The sequence below is a fragment of the Streptomyces sp. NPDC055103 genome (genome assembly GCF_053607625.1).
In genome coordinates this window covers 1-17,507 of the sequence record NZ_JBSGTX010000052.1, presented here as the reverse complement: position 1 = coordinate 17,507, position 17,507 = coordinate 1, and the positions used below count along the sequence as shown (strand labels likewise).

The 17,507-nt window shown below is 73.9% G+C and carries 14 protein-coding genes and 2 pseudogenes; 8 read left to right on the top strand and 8 right to left on the bottom strand.

Translation table 11 applies throughout. The features are described 5' to 3' along the window. Window positions 1–68 precede the first annotated feature (68 nt). From ACWFR1_RS28185 to ACWFR1_RS28175, 3 genes are all read right to left on the bottom strand, one after another. Window positions 69–1,337, bottom strand: a complete 1,269-nt coding sequence (locus ACWFR1_RS28185) for a vWA domain-containing protein (protein ID WP_453555834.1) — start codon at window positions 1,335–1,337, stop codon at window positions 69–71. Beyond that, window positions 1,334–2,674, bottom strand: coding sequence for an AAA family ATPase (locus ACWFR1_RS28180; protein WP_453555832.1), 1,341 nt, complete (start codon window positions 2,672–2,674; stop codon window positions 1,334–1,336). Before ACWFR1_RS28180 ends, ACWFR1_RS28185 begins: the two co-directional genes overlap by 4 nt. Before the next feature lie 109 nt (window positions 2,675–2,783). Beyond that, window positions 2,784–4,190, bottom strand: coding sequence for a hypothetical protein (locus ACWFR1_RS28175; protein WP_453555830.1), 1,407 nt, complete (start codon window positions 4,188–4,190; stop codon window positions 2,784–2,786). A gap of 198 nt (window positions 4,191–4,388) precedes the next feature. On the opposite strand from ACWFR1_RS28175, the gene ACWFR1_RS28170 reads away from it, so the two are divergent. The 3 genes from ACWFR1_RS28170 to ACWFR1_RS28160 are packed head-to-tail and all read left to right on the top strand — an operon-like array spanning window position 4,389 to window position 6,918. Then, entirely contained in the window at window positions 4,389–5,087 is a 699-nt protein-coding gene (locus tag ACWFR1_RS28170; protein ID WP_453555828.1) for a VanZ family protein, read from the top strand. Between the two features lie 9 nt (window positions 5,088–5,096). Next, window positions 5,097–5,792, top strand: a complete 696-nt coding sequence (locus tag ACWFR1_RS28165) for a response regulator transcription factor (RefSeq protein WP_453555826.1) — start codon at window positions 5,097–5,099, stop codon at window positions 5,790–5,792. Further along, entirely contained in the window at window positions 5,785–6,918 is a 1,134-nt protein-coding gene (locus tag ACWFR1_RS28160; protein ID WP_453555824.1) for a sensor histidine kinase, read from the top strand. The genes ACWFR1_RS28165 and ACWFR1_RS28160 overlap by 8 nt, the downstream gene beginning before the upstream one ends. On the opposite strand, the pseudogene ACWFR1_RS28155 reads toward ACWFR1_RS28160, so the two are convergent. Beyond that, window positions 6,915–7,784 (bottom strand): annotated as a pseudogene (locus ACWFR1_RS28155) (AAA family ATPase); the annotation flags it as partial. The gene ACWFR1_RS28160 and the pseudogene ACWFR1_RS28155 sit on opposite strands and share 4 nt — an antisense overlap. Window positions 7,785–8,292: 508 nt before the next feature. Here ACWFR1_RS28155 and ACWFR1_RS28150 point away from each other — a divergent pair. After that, window positions 8,293–9,060, top strand: coding sequence for an SDR family NAD(P)-dependent oxidoreductase (locus tag ACWFR1_RS28150; RefSeq protein ID WP_453555822.1), 768 nt, complete (start codon window positions 8,293–8,295; stop codon window positions 9,058–9,060). A 67-nt stretch (window positions 9,061–9,127) separates the two neighbouring features. Here the strand turns inward: ACWFR1_RS28150 and ACWFR1_RS28145 are convergent, their stop codons facing one another. Continuing rightward, window positions 9,128–10,453, bottom strand: a complete 1,326-nt coding sequence (locus tag ACWFR1_RS28145) for a D-arabinono-1,4-lactone oxidase (RefSeq protein ID WP_453555820.1) — start codon at window positions 10,451–10,453, stop codon at window positions 9,128–9,130. A gap of 183 nt (window positions 10,454–10,636) precedes the next feature. Between ACWFR1_RS28145 and ACWFR1_RS28140 the strand changes: the two genes are divergently transcribed. From ACWFR1_RS28140 to ACWFR1_RS28130, 3 genes are all read left to right on the top strand, one after another. Beyond that, on the top strand, window positions 10,637–11,956 hold the full coding sequence (locus tag ACWFR1_RS28140) for an amino acid deaminase/aldolase (RefSeq protein WP_453555818.1): 1,320 nt from the start codon (window positions 10,637–10,639) through the stop codon (window positions 11,954–11,956). 165 nt (window positions 11,957–12,121) lie between these two features. Continuing rightward, window positions 12,122–12,751, top strand: a complete 630-nt coding sequence (locus ACWFR1_RS28135) for a TetR/AcrR family transcriptional regulator (RefSeq protein ID WP_453555816.1) — start codon at window positions 12,122–12,124, stop codon at window positions 12,749–12,751. After that, on the top strand, window positions 12,748–13,281 hold the full coding sequence (locus ACWFR1_RS28130) for an N-acetyltransferase family protein (protein ID WP_453555814.1): 534 nt from the start codon (window positions 12,748–12,750) through the stop codon (window positions 13,279–13,281). The genes ACWFR1_RS28135 and ACWFR1_RS28130 overlap by 4 nt, the downstream gene beginning before the upstream one ends. An 84-nt stretch (window positions 13,282–13,365) precedes the next feature. Here ACWFR1_RS28130 and ACWFR1_RS28125 read toward each other — a convergent pair whose 3' ends face one another. Together ACWFR1_RS28125 and ACWFR1_RS28120 are read right to left on the bottom strand one after the other, a co-directional pair. Continuing rightward, the gene (locus ACWFR1_RS28125; protein ID WP_453555812.1) at window positions 13,366–14,556 is read right to left on the bottom strand and encodes an acyl-CoA dehydrogenase family protein; all 1,191 of its coding nucleotides are present in this window, start codon (window positions 14,554–14,556) and stop codon (window positions 13,366–13,368) included. A gap of 145 nt (window positions 14,557–14,701) precedes the next feature. After that, on the bottom strand, window positions 14,702–14,902 hold the full coding sequence (locus ACWFR1_RS28120; protein ID WP_453555810.1) for a hypothetical protein: 201 nt from the start codon (window positions 14,900–14,902) through the stop codon (window positions 14,702–14,704). Window positions 14,903–15,087: 185 nt separating this feature from the next. On the opposite strand from ACWFR1_RS28120, the gene ACWFR1_RS28115 reads away from it, so the two are divergent. Further along, window positions 15,088–15,945, top strand: coding sequence for a siderophore-interacting protein (locus ACWFR1_RS28115; RefSeq protein ID WP_453555808.1), 858 nt, complete (start codon window positions 15,088–15,090; stop codon window positions 15,943–15,945). Between the two features lie 54 nt (window positions 15,946–15,999). On the opposite strand, the pseudogene ACWFR1_RS28110 reads toward ACWFR1_RS28115, so the two are convergent. Then, window positions 16,000–17,507: pseudogene (locus ACWFR1_RS28110) on the bottom strand (AfsR family transcriptional regulator); the annotation flags it as partial.

The following is a 17,507-nucleotide window of genomic DNA, read 5'->3' as shown; positions in this document are numbered from 1 at the left end:
GGGACGGCGCGTCACATCGCGACAGGGCAAACGTTGCCTGATGCGGCACTGCCACGTTCAAACCCGGCCTAGCCGATGTCCACCAGACGTGCCCAGTCCGGCGGCGAGTCCGGTACGTAGTCGGGGTCGTCCTCGTCCCAGTTCCGGGGCGTGTTCCGGCGGGTGAAGCGGCCGACCACCGTCCGGCACGGTGGTCGTCGCGCCGGCCAGGGGGTCTGGCCGTCGGTCAGGACCACGACGACGTCCGGCCGGGGCCGCGCGGCGAGCGCCGCGGCGAAGCCGGTTCGCAGGTCCGTACCGCCGCCACCGATCAGCGGGATGCCCTCGGCGCGGCACAGCGGGTGCGCGATCCGGGCCGCCGCGTCGCACGACACCACGGTCACCAGGTCACGGCGTCCTCCGACGGCCTTCGCGATCGCGGCGACCTCCAGGAGCGCGCCGCCCAGCTCGGTGTCGCTCACCGAACCGGACGTGTCGATGACCACGGAGACCCTGGGCGGTCTGCGCCGCAGGCTCGGCAGGACGGCTCCGGGCACCGCGGCCGAGCGTCGTGAGGGCCGGCCGTACGTGTGGTCCTCGCCCGCTCCGGAGCCGCCGACCGCCGAGCGGACCGCCGCTCCGAGCAGCTCCCGCCACGGCTGGGGGGTGTGGAAGGCCTCCTCCGCCCAGCGGCGCCAGCCCCGAGGGGCGTCCCCCGGGCGGCCGGTGATGCCCTGCGCCACCCGGAACCGCACGGCGTCCTGTTCCTGTTCGCTGAGGCCGTGCGCTCCGTCCGGTCCCAGGTCCCAGGGCCGCTCCAGGCCGTCGGCGCCGCTGCCGCAGTCGAGCCAGGCGGCGGCGTCCAGGTGCGGACCGAGCCTGAACTGCCGTAGGTAGTCCTCCATGAGCTCCCCTTCGGGGAGCCCGAGGGACGCCGGATCGACCGCGCCTTCGGGCCGGGCGAGACCGTCGCCGAAGACGTCGTCGTTGATCTCGCAGTCCGCGGCGATGTTGATCCGCAGCCGGTCGCCCGGCCCGGTCAGGCCCCGCCGCCTCGCGACCCGGTCACCACGGCCGTGGTGGTCGCGGAGCAGGTGCGACACCTCGTGCACCCACACCCCGGCCAGCTCCTCGACCGGCATCCGGTCGACGAAGCACGGGGAGACGTAGCAGCGCCAGTACCGGTCGACGGCCATCGTCGGCACCCGCCGGGACTCCACGACGTGAAGGGCGAAGAGGGCGGTGGCCAGGTAGGGCCGGGCACGGACGGCGTTCAGCCGGGCGGCGAAGAGCTTGTCCCGGTCGAGTGCCTCCGGCATCTCAGGAGCGGCGGACGCGCTCGGTGTACGCCCGGTCATCGGGCCGTCCCCTCCTCCGCGACCGCGACCCGGGCCGCCGCGCGGTCCGCCCGCCGGGACAGGGACACCGCGCCCGCCAGCCGTTCGATCGACGCGGGCACGTCCCACTCCTCCTGTCGCAGTGCGGCGAGGGCCGTGGCGGGGACGACGACCAGGTCGGGCGCTCCGGTGTCCATCGCCCGGGCCAGGATGGCCCAGGCCGCGTCCCAGCGGGACTTGTCCGGGCGGGCGCGGACCGCCGCCACGACCCCGTCCAGCGCGGCCTGCCGCCGGTCCCCCCGCTCGGGCAGGTCGGCGTGGCCGGGGTCGGCGAGCAGCGCCTCGGGGTCCGGCAGGTCCATCCGGTCCACGGCGGCGAGGAGTTCAAGGCCCGGCCCGTCTCCCACCGTGCCCCTGACGAGCAGGGACAGGACATCGCGCGCGGACCCCGCCGCGGTCGCGAAGGCGAGCAGATGCAGGGTCATCTCCCAGCTTCGGGGCGACGGCCAGGCGCCGCCCCGGCGCGTCTCCCCGCTCGGCAGCCGGTGGACGAGGGCGGGGCGGGCGGCGAGGAGCCCGCAGACCGCGCGGCGGGCGAGGTCCACGGCCTCCGGCAGCTTCGCCGAGTCGAGCCGCGGCAGGGTGGCCCGCGGCCAGGTCCCGCCGAGGCCGCGGACGACGACCTCGTGGTCGTGGGTCCACTGGAGGTGCACGAAGCGGTTGGCCAGCGGCGGGCTCAGCTCCCAGCCGTCGGCCGCCGAGGCGCGCGGGTTGGCCGCGGCGACGATCCGTACGCCCGGCGGCAACCGCAGGGCACCCACCCGCCGTTCGAGTACGAGGCGCAGGAGAGCGGCCTGCACGGCGGGGGTCGCGGTGGACAGCTCGTCGAGGAACAGCAGCCCCCGCCCGGCCCGTACGAGACGCACGGCCCAGTCCGGCGGCGCCATCGGGATGCCCTGTTCCGCGGGATCGTCGCCGACCACCGGCAGCCCCGAGAAGTCCGAGGGCTCGTGGACGCTGGCGATCACCGTGGTGAGCGGAAGGTCGAGGGACGCGGCCAGTTGCGTCAGGGCCGCCGTCTTGCCGATGCCCGGTTCGCCCCACAGCAGTACGGGCAGGTCGGCGGCGACGGCCAGGGTCAGCGCCTCCAGCTGGGGATTGGCGCGCGGCTCGGTGCTCACCTCACGCAGCAGGGCCAACAGGTCCGATGCGACGCCGAGTTGGTCGAGACCGTCGGAGTGCGTCGGGGCGTCGGTGGTGTCCGCCGTGCTTCCCGTGGACGTGAGCGTGGGCGTGGCGGTGCGCACGGAGGTCTCGGTGTGCGTGGGGGTGGTGGCGTACAGGGTGTTCGTCGGCATACGTGATCACCTGGGGTTCGACAGGGCCTGTTCGGCCGGGAGGAACGGAGAAGTGCGGTGGACCCGGTCAGCGGCGGGTCCGAGCAACGGTGGGCGCGGTCAGCCCCGGTCAGCGGCGGGTTGCGTCGCGGGGGTGCACGCGCCGGTCACGGGGACGTCGGCGGTCGCGCGGGAGGAGAAGGGGGCGGTCGGGGGCGGGGCCGGTCAGACCCGCTCGGTACAGGCCGTAGGTGATCCGCCGGTGCGCGGCCGCCTCCAGTTCGTCGCGCAGGGCGCCGCCGCGCAGCAGTGCGTCGGGCCCGAGGAGGCCTTCGACGACGGCCAGCGCGCCGGCGCTGTCGCCGTGGTCCAGGCGTTCGCGGACGCCGCTGAGGCAGTCCGGTCGGCGGTGGGCCTCGTCGATGGCCTGGAGGCACGGCAGCGGCGTACCGCTCAGCGCGGCGAGGAGTTCCTCTCGCGCGACCTCGGCCGGATCGTGGTCCATGGGGGCCAGTACGCCGTCGACAAGGCCGATCCGGTGCCGGGCGCCCCGGCACTCCACGAGGCGGGGCCGGCCCGCCGGGTCCGGGGGCCGGAACGGGACGGTCCCGCGGTGGTCCGGTACGAGCGCCGCGGCGACGAGAGGGTGCAGCCGGTCGCTCCGGAGGAGTCCGGCGCGGAGCAGTTCGAGGTCGGGCAGGACCCACGTGGCCGCGTCGGGCAGGACCGGCAGGGTGGCGGCGACGTTCTCCGGTGGCGCCGGAGTGACTGCCGCGTCGCCGCCGGGGAGGGGTTCCAGGAGCGCCCGTCGCCGGGACCCGAGCCGCACCAGGACGGCGGCGCCGTCGGATCGCCCCTCCGCGCGGTTCAGGAGCTCCGCCTCGGCCGCCCACCGGTCGACGGCGCAGCTGCGTCCGGGCGGAAGGAGCCCCGACGCGGCGGGAACCGGGGCGGGTTCGCCACCGGAGCCCGACCGGGCGCGGAGCTCACCGGCTCTGCGCGCGTCCCACAGGTGGCGGTGCAGGTCGAAGCGGTACCGCCGGTGGGGGTGCGGATGGGGGTGGGGGGAGGGAGGACCGGTCCTGATCCCGGCCCCGGGGCCCGTGAGGGAGCCGTCCCACCACGCGAGGCTGATCCGCTGACCGGCGTCCGCCCAGGCGGGCGGAGTCCGTACCACGAGGCACGGAACGGGTCCGTCGCCGTCCGGTCCTGTCCCGTCGTACCGCGCGAGCGCGACGGTCAGGCCCGGGCGCAGCAGTCCGTCCGGAGCGATCCGCGGCATGTGCCAGCGCAGCAGGTCGGGTGCCAGATGGCGCAGGTCGTCCCGGACACGGCGGGCGAGGTCGCGGCCGTGCAGACGCGCCACGGTACGGAGATCGAGATCGATGTCGATACCGGCGGCGGCGCAGGCCCCCGCCCAGTCGCCGACGAGGCGGCGCGCGGAAGCGGTCTCGATCATGGAGGGCGGCACGGCGAACTCGCGCACGCGCACCCAGAGGGAAAGGCGGGAAGTCCCGTTCGCTGTCGAGGTGGGCATCAGCACTCACCTTGCGCGGACGGGTCCTCCGATCTGTCAAGAGAGCGAGTCGTCGTCATCACCTTTTGATCATAGAGTCGGCCGACGGTGACCCGCCACTCGTTTCCGCGCCGGTTCCCCGATACCGGAGATCCCGTATCGCGAGCGTATGGAAAACCGCATACGCCGTCGCGACGGCCCTCCGATTCCCATGGGGGCATGAACGACTACGCATCCCTGCCGGCGCCGCTCCGCCGTACGCGCAGGACCCTCCTTCTCGGCGTGGCGGTCCTGGGCGTGGCGAGCGCCCTGTTCGCCGTGCGGAGGCCGCTCATGATGTCGGCGCCGCGGTGCATGGCAGGACGGTGGCACGGCTGTCTCGACACGTTCAACGGTGTGGTGCTCATATCGTTGGTCGCGGTGCCGTTGGCCGTCCTGGTGGCGTGGGCGCTGGCGCGCCGGCGGCGGGCAGCCGGTGCCACCTCGGCGTGGCGGCTGTCGCTGGCCGAGGTGGGCATGGTCCACGGGACGGTGCCGTTCCTCTGGTTGACCCTGATGCCGGGCGCCGGGGTCGGCATCGTCCCGCCCCGGGTGAGCCTGGTGCCGCTCCGGGACCTGGTCACGATGGGGTCCCTCGGGATCATCGGAAACCTGCTGGTCTTCGCGGCGTTGGGGTTCTTCGCCCCGATGCGGTTCGCGGCCCTGGCGTCCCTGCCGCGGATCCTGGCGCTCGGGGCGGGCTGCTCGGTCCTGGTCGAGACCGCGCAGTACGTCCTGCGGCTGGACCGGGTGTCCTCCGTGGACGACGTCCTCGTCAACGCCACCGGCGCCGTGCTGGCCGCGCTGGCGTCACGGCGCTGGTGGCGCACCGCCGCGGAAGCACCCTCGAACGCGTCGGCGACGGCACGTGCTGCTTAGGCTTCGGACATGCGCGTACTGATCGTGGAGGACGAGCCCTACCTGGCCGAAGCCGTCCGTGACGGTCTCCGGCTGGAGGCGATCGCCGCCGACATCGCCGGTGACGGCGACTCCGCCCTGGAACTGCTCAGCGTCAACTCCTACGACCTCGCGGTCCTCGACCGCGACATCCCCGGCCCGTCCGGCGACGAGGTCGCCCGGCGCATCGTCGCCTCCGGCAGCGGCATCCCGATCCTCATGCTCACGGCCGCCGACCGGATCGACGACAAGGTCTCCGGGTTCGAGCTCGGCGCGGACGACTACCTCACCAAACCGTTCGAGCTGCGGGAACTCGTCCTGCGGCTGCGCGCGCTCGACCGCAGGCGCGCGCACGCCCGGCCGCCCGTCAGGGAGATCGCTGGTCTGCGGCTGGACCCGTTCCGCCGGGAGGTCTTCCGCGACGGGCGTTACGTCGCGCTCACCCGGAAGCAGTTCGCCGTGCTCGAGGTGCTCGTCGTCGCCGAAGGCGGGGTCGTCAGCGCCGAGGAGCTGCTGGAGCGGGCCTGGGACGAGAACGCCGACCCCTTCACCAACGCCGTCCGCATCACCGTCTCCGCCCTGCGCAAACGGCTCGGCGAACCATGGTTCATCGCCACGGTGCCCGGCGTCGGCTACCGCATCGACACCGGCGAGGACACCACGGGCCCCGGCGGCGCGCGTGCCTAGCCGCCCCGCACGGCGGCGGGGGCTCAGTGCCCGGCTGAAGCTCGCCCTCAGCTACGCAGGGTTCCTCGCCGTCGCCGGCGCGCTCCTGCTTGCCGTGGTGTGGGGATTCCTACTGCGGTACGTGCCCGACAACTCCCAGGGCCTTCTCGGGGTCTCCCCCAACCGCTACCTCCTTGTGCGCACCTTCGCGCCCGCCGCGGCCGTGGTGATGGCCTTCCTGCTGGTGTTCGGGCTCCTCGGGGGATGGGTGCTCGCCGGCCGGATGCTCGCACCGCTCACGCGCATCACGGACGCGGCACGGAGCGCCGGGAGCGGGTCGCTGTCCCACCGGATCCGTATGGAAGGCCGCCAGGACGAGTTCCGTGAACTCGCCGACGCGTTCGACACGATGCTCGACCGACTCGAGTCGCACGTCGCCGAGCAGCAGCGGTTCGCCGCGAACGCCTCCCACGAACTGCGCACCCCGCTGGCCATCTCGCAGACGCTGCTCGACGTCGCCCGCAAGGACCCCACGCGGGACCGGGACGAGCTCCTCGCGCGTCTGCAGACCGTCAACACGCGCGCGATCGACCTCACGGAGGCCCTCCTGCTGCTCAGCCGCAGCGGCCGGGGGACGTTCACCCGCGAGAGCGTCGACCTCTCCCTCCTCGCCGAAGAGGCCGGCGAAACCCTGCTTCCCCTCGCCGAGCGACGCGGGATCACGCTCGGCGTCACCGGCGCCGGCGAGGCGACCTGGACGGTCGGCTCCCCGACGCTCCTGCTCCGGATGGTGACGAACCTCGTCCAGAACGCCGTCGTCCACAACCTCCCCGCCGGTGGCACCGTGACGGTCCACACCGAGGCCCAGCGGGGCGCGAGCGTGCTGCGGGTCGAGAACACGGGCCGACCGCTCCCGGCGGAGCTCGTACCGACCCTCACCGAACCGTTCCAGCGCGGCACGGAACGCGCACGCACCGACGAGCACGCCGGGGTCGGCCTCGGACTGGCCATCGTGCAGAGCATCGTCCGCGCCCACGACGGAACCCTCGACCTCGCGCCCCGCCCCACCGGCGGTCTCGTCGTCACGGTCCGGCTTCCCGTCACCCCGCAGGCCCCACCCCCGAGCGGGGCCCATCGGCCTCTCTAGGCGCCGGCCGGCGAGGCGCCCTTGCGGATCGTGCAGTGGAGCGAGTCGTCGATGACGTCGGCGACGATCGTGTCGCCGGGGTCCGCCTCGCCGCCGAGGAGCAGGGAGGCGAGGCGGTTGTCGAGTTCCGCCTGGACCGTGCGGCGCAGCGGCCGGGTGCCGAACGCCGGCTGGTAGCCGTGGGCGACGAGGAGCTTCTTCGCCGCTTCGGTGACCTCAAGGGTCAGACCCTGCGCGTGGACGCGGTGCTTGCTGCTGTCGAGGAGGTGCTCGAGGATCTCCGACAGGTCTCCCTCGGTGAGGCTGTGGAAGACGATGATGTCGTCGATGCGGTTGAGGAACTCCGGCAGGAACCTGCCGCGCAGGTCCTGCATCAGCTCGTCCTTGAGCTCCGCCGCGTCACCCTCGTGGGCGAGGATGCGATGGGCGCCGATGTTGGACGTCATGATGACGACACAGTGGTGGAAGTCGACCGTACGGCCCTGGCCGTCGGTCAGCCGGCCGTCGTCGAGGATCTGGAGCAGCGTGTTGAAGACATCGGGGTGCCCCTTCTCCACCTCGTCGAACAGCACGACGCTGTACGGCTGGCGGCGGACCTTCTCGGTGAGCTGGCCGGCCTCGTCGTAACCGACGTATCCGGGAGGCGCGCCGACGAGCCGGGCCACGGTGTGCTTCTCCTGGAACTCGCTCATGTCGAAGCGGATCATGCGGTCCTCGGCGCCGAACAGCAGCTCGGCGATGTCGGCCGCGGTGACCGAGACGACGCCCTCACGGCGCTCCTCGATGCCCGCGAGCTCGCCCTCCACCTCCGCGATCTCCCGCTTCAGCTCCGAGGCCTTCTCGAACTCCTCGCCCGCGACGGCCTGGTGAGTGGTCGCCCACAGGAGGTGTTCCGTGTCGAGGTCGGACGTGCCGTCCTCGGTCGCCTTGCGCGCGGCGAGGTTGAGGAGCTCGTGCGACGACTCCGTGAGCAGCCGCCCGATCGGTACGCGCTGCACCGCCGGGGGCGACGAGGCGGGCGACATCCCGAAGAACCGGTTCAGCAGGTCGCTGAACGGGTCGTCGGACGAACCGAAGGGGGAACCGAACGCCTCGACATGCCGAGCTCCTGATGCGCAAGGGGGAGGGTCGGGTAGGGGCCTCGTCTCACACCCAAACCCGATGCCGATTCGTCCGCAACCGAAGGGAGCGGCGTACAGGGGGCCCGTTCGTCGGGGCCGGCGGGAGGAGCCGTATCGTCGCCGTCGGGCAGACGGCATGATCACCCCAGTCACCCCTTCTCCCCGTCACGCCGTCAGTCGCCCTGGTCACCCGATCACCCCGGTCACCGGCCACCGGCCACCGGTCACCCCGGTCCATCGAAAGGCATCCGCCATGAACGTTCCCGCATCCGGTCGGCGTGTGCTCGTCAGCGGCGCCTCACGGGGGCTCGGCCGCGCGGTGGCGCAGGCGTTCGCGGCCAACGGCGACCGCGTGGCCGTCCACTTCGGCTCACGCGAGGAGGAGGCCCGTACCACTCTCGCCTCCCTGGCCGGGGCCGGCCACGCCCTGGTCGGCGGCGACCTCGCGGACCCGTCGGGGGCGGTGGCCGTGGCCGACGCGGCGGCGGAGGCGCTCGGCGGGATCGACGTCCTGGTGAACAACGCGGCGGTGAACATCCGCCACCCGCTCGCGGACACCCCGTACGAGGAGTGGGTGGCGGTCTGGCAGCGGCACGTGGCCGTGAACCTGCTCGCCACGGCCAACCTCAGCCATCTCGCGGCGCGCCGGATGATCGACCAGGGCGGCGGGGGCCGGATCGTGAACATCGGCTCCCGGGGCGCCTTCCGCGGCGAGCCCGACCATCCGGCGTACGGGGCGACGAAGGCCGCCGTGCACGCGCTGGGCCAGTCGCTCGCGGTCTCGCTCGCGCCGTACGGCATCGCCGTCGCGTCGGTCGCCCCCGGGTTCTTCGCGACGGAGCGGGTCGCGGAGCGCGTGGAAGGCCCCGAGGGCGAGGCGATCCGGGCGCAGAGCCCGTTCGGCAGGATCGGCTCGGCCGAGGAGATCGCGGCGGCGGTGCTGTGGCTCGCCTCCCCCGCCGCCGAGTGGTCGTCCGGCACGATCCTCGACCTCAACGGCGCTTCGCATCTGCGGAGTTGACGCGGCGAGGGAGCGGCCGAGGCGGGCCGGCGCTCGCGGAAAGCGCGCGCGACGGCCGGAGGTGTGGTCAGGCGGCGGGGGTGGCCCCAGGGGCGACGCCCAGGACCCGGTCGAGATAGGGGTTGGCGAAGACGCCGGTCGGGTCGAGCGTGTCGCGCAGGGCGACGAAGTCGTCGAAGCGGGGGTAGCGGGGCCGCAGGCGCTCGGCGTCCAGGGTGTGCATCTTGCCCCAGTGGGGGCGGCCGCCGTACGCGCCGAGGATCTCCTCGCACGCCGCGAAGTACCGGCTGTACGGCATCCGGTGGTACTGGTGGAAGGCGATGTAACAGGTCTCGCGGCCGTGGGCCGTGGAGAGCCAGATGTCGTCGGCGGCGGTGAACCGGACCTCCAGCGGGAAGGAGACGCGCTCGCCGTGCGCGTCGATCCACCGCTTGACGTCCCTGAGCGCGGCGACGGCGTGCTCGCGCGGAAGGGCGAACTCGCCCTCGTGGAAACGGACATCGCGCGGGGAGGCGAAGACCCGCGCGGAGTGGTCCGTCCACTCGCGGGTGGACATGGCCCGTGCGGCGAGCCGGGTGATCGGCGGCACCAGGGACGGGATCCTCGTACCCAGCCGGCACAGCCCCTCGAAGCCGAGGTTGCTGACGGTCTCGTCGACGCGGCGGCTCAGCGCGCCGATGGGCTTGAGCGGCGTGCCGGCCGGCATCCGGGTGAAGCGGCGGGTGAGCGTGGTGCCGCTGTGGGGGAACCAGAAGAACTCGAAGTGGTCGTCGCCCTCAGTGAGTTCGTCGACGCGGGCGAAGGTGTCTTCGACGGGCATCGCCGCGTCGCGGGCGTGCAGGGCGAAGCTCGGGACGCACTGGAGGGTCACTTCGGTGATGACGCCGAGGGCGCCGATGCCGATGCGCGCGGCCTGGAACAGCTCGGGGCGCTCTTCGGCGTCGCAGTGGACGACGGTCCCGTCCGCGAGGACCATCCGGAGTCCCCGGACCTGGGTGGCGATGCCGCCGAACCGAAGACCCGATCCGTGCGTGCCCGTCGAGATGGCACCGGAGACCGTCTGCCGGTCGATGTCCCCCATGATCTCCATGGCGAGACCACGGGCGGCGAGCAGCGGGCCGAGCTTCCACAGCGGCATCCCGGCCTCGACCGTGACCAGCCCGGTCCCGGGGTCCACGGCGCGCAGACCGTCCATCCGGTCCAGACGGAGCTGGACGTCGGGGGCGACGGCGGCCGGGCTGAAGGAGTGGCCGGCACCGACGGCCTTCACCCGCAGGCCGTCCCGGACCGCTTCCCGGACGGCGGACGCCACCTCGCCCGTACCGCCCGGGGTGCGGACCCGCACCGGCCGCGCCTCCTCGTTCCCCGCCCAGTTGCGCCACACCTCGGTCATGGCCAGAAGTCCTCTCCGCGGGAAGCCCGCCGGAAGTCCGCCGCGGGCGCCGTGCCGGGCCGCGGTCCTCGGCAGGGTGAACCCGGACGCTCGTCCAAGTCAAGAGGTGAGGACGCTTGACTTGGACGGTTGACCAAGAGACGGTGGCGGCCGCCGCACCGGTCCCGAGAAAGGCCGTACGCCATGGGAAGTTCGACGCCAGCGCAGCACCCGACGCACGCCGCGGGCCAGCCCGTACCGCATGCGACACCCGCCTCGGACCAGCCCGACCCGCATGCGACGCCCACCTCGGACCAGCCCGCTCACCGCCCGTCCCGCCCCGCGGACTTCGCCGCTCTGCGGCGGGCCACCGCCGAGCTCCAGCCGCCGTTCGCGGTCGTCGATCTGGGGGCGCTGCGCGCCAACGCCGCCCTGATGGCCGGCCGTGCGGGCGGCAAGCCGATCCGCCTCGCCAGCAAGTCCCTGCGCTGCCGTCCGCTGATCGACGAGGTGCTGCGACTGCCGGGGTTCGACGGCATCCTGGCGTTCACGCTTCCCGAGGCCCTGTGGCTGGCGGAGGAGAGGGACGACGTACTGGTCGGCTATCCGACGGCCGACGTCCCCGCCCTGCGCCGGCTGGCCGGCGACGAGGCCCTGGCGGCACGCGTCACCCTCATGATCGACTCCGTCGAGCAACTGGACCTCGTCGCCTCGGCCGTCGGCACGGACGGGCCGCGACTGCGCGTCTGTCTCGACCTCGACGCCTCCCTTCGACTCCTCGGCGGGCGCCTCCACCTCGGGATGCGCCGCTCCCCCGTCCACTCGCCGCGCCAGGCCCGTGACCTGGCCCGCGCGGTCCTCGCGCGGCCGCGTTTCCGGCTCGTCGGCGTCATGGCGTACGAAGGGCAGATCGCCGGTGTCGGCGACGACCAGCCCGGTCCCGCGATCGGCCGCGCGGCCGTGCGCCTGGTCCAGCGGATCTCCGCACGCGAGCTGCGCGGGCGCCGGGCGGCGGTGGTCGGGGCCGTACGGACGATCGCGCCCCTTGAGTTCGTCAACGGCGGCGGGACGGGCAGCCTGGAGACCACCTCCGCCGAACCCGCCGTCACCGAGCTCGGTGCCGGGTCCGGGCTGTACGCCCCCGGTCTCTTCGACCACTACCGGCGTTTCCGCCCGGTGCCCGCCGCCTACTTCGTCCTCGACGTCGTACGCAGGCCGGCCGCCCGTCATGTCACCGCCCTCGGGGGTGGCTGGACCGCGTCCGGCGCGCCCGGTCAGGACCGGCTCCCGACGCCGGTGTGGCCGGCCGGTCTGCGTCTACTGCCGCGCGAGGGCGCCGGCGAGGTCCAGACCCCGCTCACCGGAGAGGCCGCGGACGGCCTGCGCCCGGGTGACCGCGTCTGGCTCCGGCACGCCAAGGCGGGCGAGCTGTGCGAACGCGTGAACCGGCTCCACGTCGTCGAAGGCGACCGGATCGTCGACGTCGTCCCGACCTACCGCGGCGAGGGCCACGCCTTCCTCTAGCTCCAGGCCTTCGCGGACACCGGCCGTCGCGGACACGCGCCGACCCCCGACCCCCGACCATCGCCCCACCCGACCCCGACTGTCGTCGCCGCCCCCGGCCGTCGCGGACCCCGGCCGCAGGGGTACGTTGACCGCGCCCCGCCACCGATCCCAGGGAGACCGCACATGGCCCGCCAGTCGGCCGACGAGAGCCGCGACCAGCTGGTCGAGGCGGCGCTCCGTGTCATGATCCGTGACGGCGTCGCCAAGGCCACCACCCGAGCCATCGTCGGTGAGGCCGGGCTCCCGCTCGGGGCGTTCCACTACTGCTTCCGGTCCAAGGAGGAACTCCTCCACGGCGTGCTGAAGCGGATCATGCTCAGGTCCCTCGACTTCTCCCCGCCCTCGGCGACCGAGGGCGCCTCACCCGCCGACGTCATCCGCGCCGCGCTCCACGCCTACTGGGAGCGCGTCCGCGAACGGCCCGCCGAGCACATGGTCACCTACGAGCTCACGCAGTACGCGCTGCGCCGGCCCGGCCTCACCGAGGTGGCCCGCCGCCAGTACCGCCACTACCTGGACGTCAACGGCGAACACCTGCGCACCATCGCCCGGCTCGCGGGCATCCGCTGGGAGGCGGACCTCCAGGTCCTGGCCCGCTACGGACTCGGCGTCCTGGACGGCCTCACGCTCACCTGGCTCATCGACCGCGACGACGCCCAGGCACTCGCCGCCCTCGACCAGTACGCCGACCACCTGGCCGCGATCGCGGTCCCCCTCACGGCCGCCTCGCGTCTGGGAGACTCCGCCCCATGACCGGATCAGCCATCCCCGCCAGCACGAGCACCACCACCACCACCGTCGTCGTACCGCTCACGGCCGCGCACGCCGACGCGGTCGTCGCGATCTATCAGGCCGGCATCGACGAGGGCAACGCCACCTTCGAGACCACCGCCCCGACCTGGGAGCAGTTCGACGCGGCCAAACTGCCCGAACACCGCTTCACCGCGCTCGACGAGGACGGCCGGGTGCTCGGCTGGGTGGCGGCCACGAGGGTCTCCGACCGGTGCGCGTACGCCGGTGTGGTGGAGCATTCGGTGTACGTGCACCCCGACGCCCGGGGACGCGGCGTCGCCTCCGCGCTGCTCGCGGCTCTCGTCGACTCCACCGAGGCGGCGGGGATCTGGACCGTCCAGTCGGGCATCTTCCCCGAGAACACCGCCAGCCTCGCCGTCCACGCCCGCGCGGGCTTCCGGGTCATCGGAACCCGTGAGCGCGTCGGGCGTCACCGAGGCGTCTGGCGCGACACCGTCCTCGTCGAACGCCGTAGCCCGCACATCGATTGACCGCCCCAGGAACGGCGGCCGGATCTCGGAGTGCGGGCACCGGGCGGTACTGCGCCCAGTGCCCCGCTCCGGGGAGGGACCGGCTCAGCGGCGGACGCGGGGCATGCCCAGGCCTATCCAGGAGATGATCTCTCGCTGGATCTCGTTGTTGCCGCCGCCGAAGGTGAAGATGACGGCCGAGCGGTAGCCGCGTTCCAGTTCGCCGTGGAGGACCGCGCCCGCCGAGCCCTCCTTGAGGGCGCCCGCGGAGCCGACGACCTCCATGAGGGCCGCGTACGCGTCGCGGCGTGCCTCGGAGCCGTAGACCTTGACGGCGGAGGCGTCCTGGGGGGTGAGGGTGCCGTGCTGGACGGCGTTCACCATCTGCCAGTTGAGGAGCTTCATCGCGTCGAGGCGGGCGTGGGTGCGGGCGAGGGTGCGGCGGACCCAGGGGAGGTCGAGGACGCGGCGGCCGTCGGTGAGCTGCGTGTCGGCGGCCCAGCGCTGGACGTCGTGGAGGGCCCTGATCGCCATCGTCCCGTGGGCCGCGAGGGTCACGCGCTCGTGGTTGAGCTGGTTGGTGATGAGGCGCCAGCCCTTGTTCTCCTCGCCGACGCGGCGTGAGGCCGGGACGCGGACGTTGTCGTAGTAGCTGGCGGTCGTGTCGTGCGAGGCGAGGGTGTTGATGATCGTGCAGGAGTAGCCGGGGTCGCTCGTCGGGACGAGGAGCATGGTGATGCCCTTGTGGGGCGGGGCCTCGACATCGGTCCGGACGGCGAGCCAGACCCAGTCGGCGGTGTCGCCGTTGGTGGTCCAGATCTTCTGCCCGTTGACCGTGTACCGGCCGGTGGCCTCGTCCCCCTCCCGTACCGCGCGGGTCTTGAGGGCGGCGAGGTCGGTGCCCGCGTCGGGCTCGCTGTAGCCGATGGCGAAGTCGAGCTCGCCGGAGAGGATCCGGGGCAGGAAGTACGCCTTCTGCTCGTCGGTGCCGTACCGCATGATCGTCGGCCCGACCGTGTTGAGGGCCATGAGCGGCAGCGGCACGCCCGCCTGGGCGGCCTCGTCGAAGAAGATGAACTGCTCCATCGGGGAGAGTCCGCGCCCGCCGTACTCGACGGGCCAGCCGACCCCCAGCCAGCCGTCCTCGCCGAGCCGCCGCACGGTCTCCCGGTAGAAGCGCTTCTGGGCGGCCGGGTCCTCGTAGCGGGTGTGGACGTCCTCCGGGACGAGCTCGGCGAAGTACGCCCGCAGTTCGGCACGCAGGCTGTTCTGGGCGGGCGTGTACTCGAGGTGCATGGGGGCCTCCCGTGGCGGCGCGCTCGTGCGACGGCGGCCACGGTAGAACGTGTTTCACAAATGCGAAAGGCCCCGGCCCCGGTTCGGACGAGCCGAACCGTGGTCGGGGCCAGGAGCTGGGAGGAAGGCCCAGGCCCGTCCGGACCTAGGGCAGGAGCTCGTCCATGGACGCGCGGCCCTTCTCCGCCATACGGCGTTCGGCCCAGGCGAGGTTCTTCGGATTCACGTCACGGCCGGAGGCCAGGACCAGGTCCTCCGCCGTGAAATCGCCCTCCGATCCGGCGTGGAGCAGCCGGTCGGGCGTCGGGAGATCCCCCACGGACGTCTTGTCGGGCTCAGCGTTCATGCCGCCTCCTACGTGTTCTTCCGGCACTCGCCATTCTCGTGTCCTGCCGACCGGAGCGCATCCGGGGCGATGTCCGGAGCGGGCCGCGAGGCGGCGGCCGGTCCACCCGTGTCGGTGGCGTGTCGGTGGCGTGTCGACGGGCCCCGGGAGGGTGGGACGAACCCACCCGACCAGAGGAGTCAGCGATGTCCCAGCCCCCGGACTTCCCCCTGCGGCGCCTGCGCGTGACCGTCACCCGCCGGATCACCCCGCGCACGCTCCGTGTCACGCTCGGCGGCCCGTCCCTGGCCGCGTTCGCGCTCGCCGGTCCCGACCAGCAGGTGAAGCTGTTCTTCCCCCGCACGGAGGGCATCGAGCCGGTCCTGCCCGCCGTCGGGGCGGACGGGGACGTGATGCGGTGGTACGCGGCCTACGCGGCGATCCCGGAGGCCGAGAGGCCCTGGATGCGGAGCTACACCATCCGGGCGCACGACCCGGCGGCGGAGACCGTCGACATCGACTTCCACCTGCACGGGAACGGTGGCGGCGACGGCGAGGGGCCGGCGACCCGCTGGGCGCGGTCCGCTCGGGCCGGTGACCCGCTGGGCGTGTTCGGTCCGTCGGCCGCCTTCGCGGTGCCTTTCGACGCCGGCGCTCACGACTGGACCCTCCTGTACGCCGACGCCTGCGCGGTGCCCGCCCTCGCCACGGTCGTCGCGGTGCTCCCAGCGGGCCGGCGGGCCCTCGCGTACGTCCAGGTCGACGACCCCGCCGACGTACAGCCCCTGCCGACGGCCGGAGACCTCACCGTGCGGCTGCTGCCCCACGACGCGTCGCCCGCCGACGCCGTACGCGCCGGGGCGCTGCCGCCCGGCAGCCCCTCCGTCTGGCTCGCGGGCGAGGCGTCCGCGGTCCGCGGGCTGCGGCGGCACCTCGTGGAGGAGCGCGGCATCGACCGCCGCTCGGTGCACTTCACCGGTTACTGGCGCCGCCGCCTGTCCCAGGACGACGCCCCGACCGCCGAGGACCTCACCGAGGCCCGGGAGCGTCTGGCGGAAGGCTGAACAGGGCGGGGCGGTCAGGGTCAGATCCCCCGTCGGGACGTGACGCGGGACGGATCACCGTCCGGCATCGGGGTTCTCCTCCGGTCCCCGGACGCGGGCCGCGGCGGTGCCGAGGGAGAGCTTCGTGCCCTCCTCGTGGTGGTGGGTGTACGCGGCCGGGGAGAGGCGCTCGCGGAGCGCCTCCTCGGCGCCTGCGCGGATCGCCGCCTCCGTCTGCGCGGCGAAGGAGCGGAAACCGCCGGCGGTCACGGGGCCGATGTGCGTGTCGTACGCGCCGAGGAGCCTGGCGCCGGTCTCGGCGTCACCCGGGCCGCCCCGGCCGGCGAGGGCCCAGGCGGCCGTCGCGCACTGGGAGACGACGAGGTAGGGGGCGACGAGGTGGGCGAGCGTCTCCAGGTCGGCGACGGCACGGGCCAGGCGCTCCAGGGCCCGGTCGTGGGCGCCGTCCAGGCAGTCGAGCCACGCCCACATGCCGCCGAGGAGGCCCCAGAAGAGCGCCGGGGTGTGCGCGCCGAACTCGCCCTCCAGTCGGGTGAGCTGGGCACGGGCCAGGGCCGGACGCCCGGTGCGGCCGTAGCGCTGGGCGAGGAGCATCCGGCCGGGACCGGCGGTCTCGGACCCCCACTCGCCGGCCTCGTCGGCGGCCTCGGCCAGGAGCCGTTCGGCCGCCTCGTCCCCGGGGCGGAGCCGGAGCCGTACGGCGGCCAGGCGCGCCCTGAACAGCGGCACCTGGGAGCGCGCGCCCACGAGGGCGGCGGCGTGCGTGGCCCGCTCGAAGTCGGCGGCGGCCTCGGTGAGCCGGCCGGCGCGCTCGTACGTCTCGCCCCGCGCCGAGAGGCACTCCGCGATGCCCCAGGCGTCCTCGGCGGCCTCGAAGAGGGCGAGTGCCTCGTCGGCGTCCGCGGGGCCGTGACCGACGAGCTTGCCCCGCATGAGGAGGGCGAAGCCGAGGTCCCAGCCGGTCCCGTGGTCGCGGCAGGCCTCGACGACCAGTGTCAGGGCCTCGTCGAGGCCGGCCAGGTCGCCCGTCATCAGCCGGGCGAAGAACCACATCGTCCCCGGCTGGCGGCAGGTCTGCGGGAGGCCGGGACGGTACGCGGCGACGAGGGCGGCGAGCCGGGCGCGGGTCTCGGGCCGTTCGAGGGCGGTGGCGCCCTCGCCGCCCTCGGCCGCGAGGGCGTAGAGCCGGACTCCCCGACGGGCTTCCTGGAGCCGCTCGCCGGTCCAGGGCGGCGGGACGTCGGCGCAGCGGCCGTCGAAGGGTCCGGCGGGGCGGACGGGCTCCTGGAACGGGTCCGGGCCGAGCCGGGCGGCGGTCGCCGCCCAGGTCCGGGCGTCCGTCTGGTGGTTCCGCAGCTGCCAGAACCAGCTCAGGGAGTGGACGAGGCAGAGCGCCTCCTGCTCGTCGCCGAGCGCCACGGCGGTCCGGAGCGCGGTCCGGAGGTTGCCGTGCTCGCGCTCCAGGACGGCGATGGCGGCGACCTGTCCGGCGCCGCGGAGCTCGGGATCGGTACGACGCGCCAGCTCGCGGTAGTACGCCAGATGCCGCCGCTCCGTCGCCG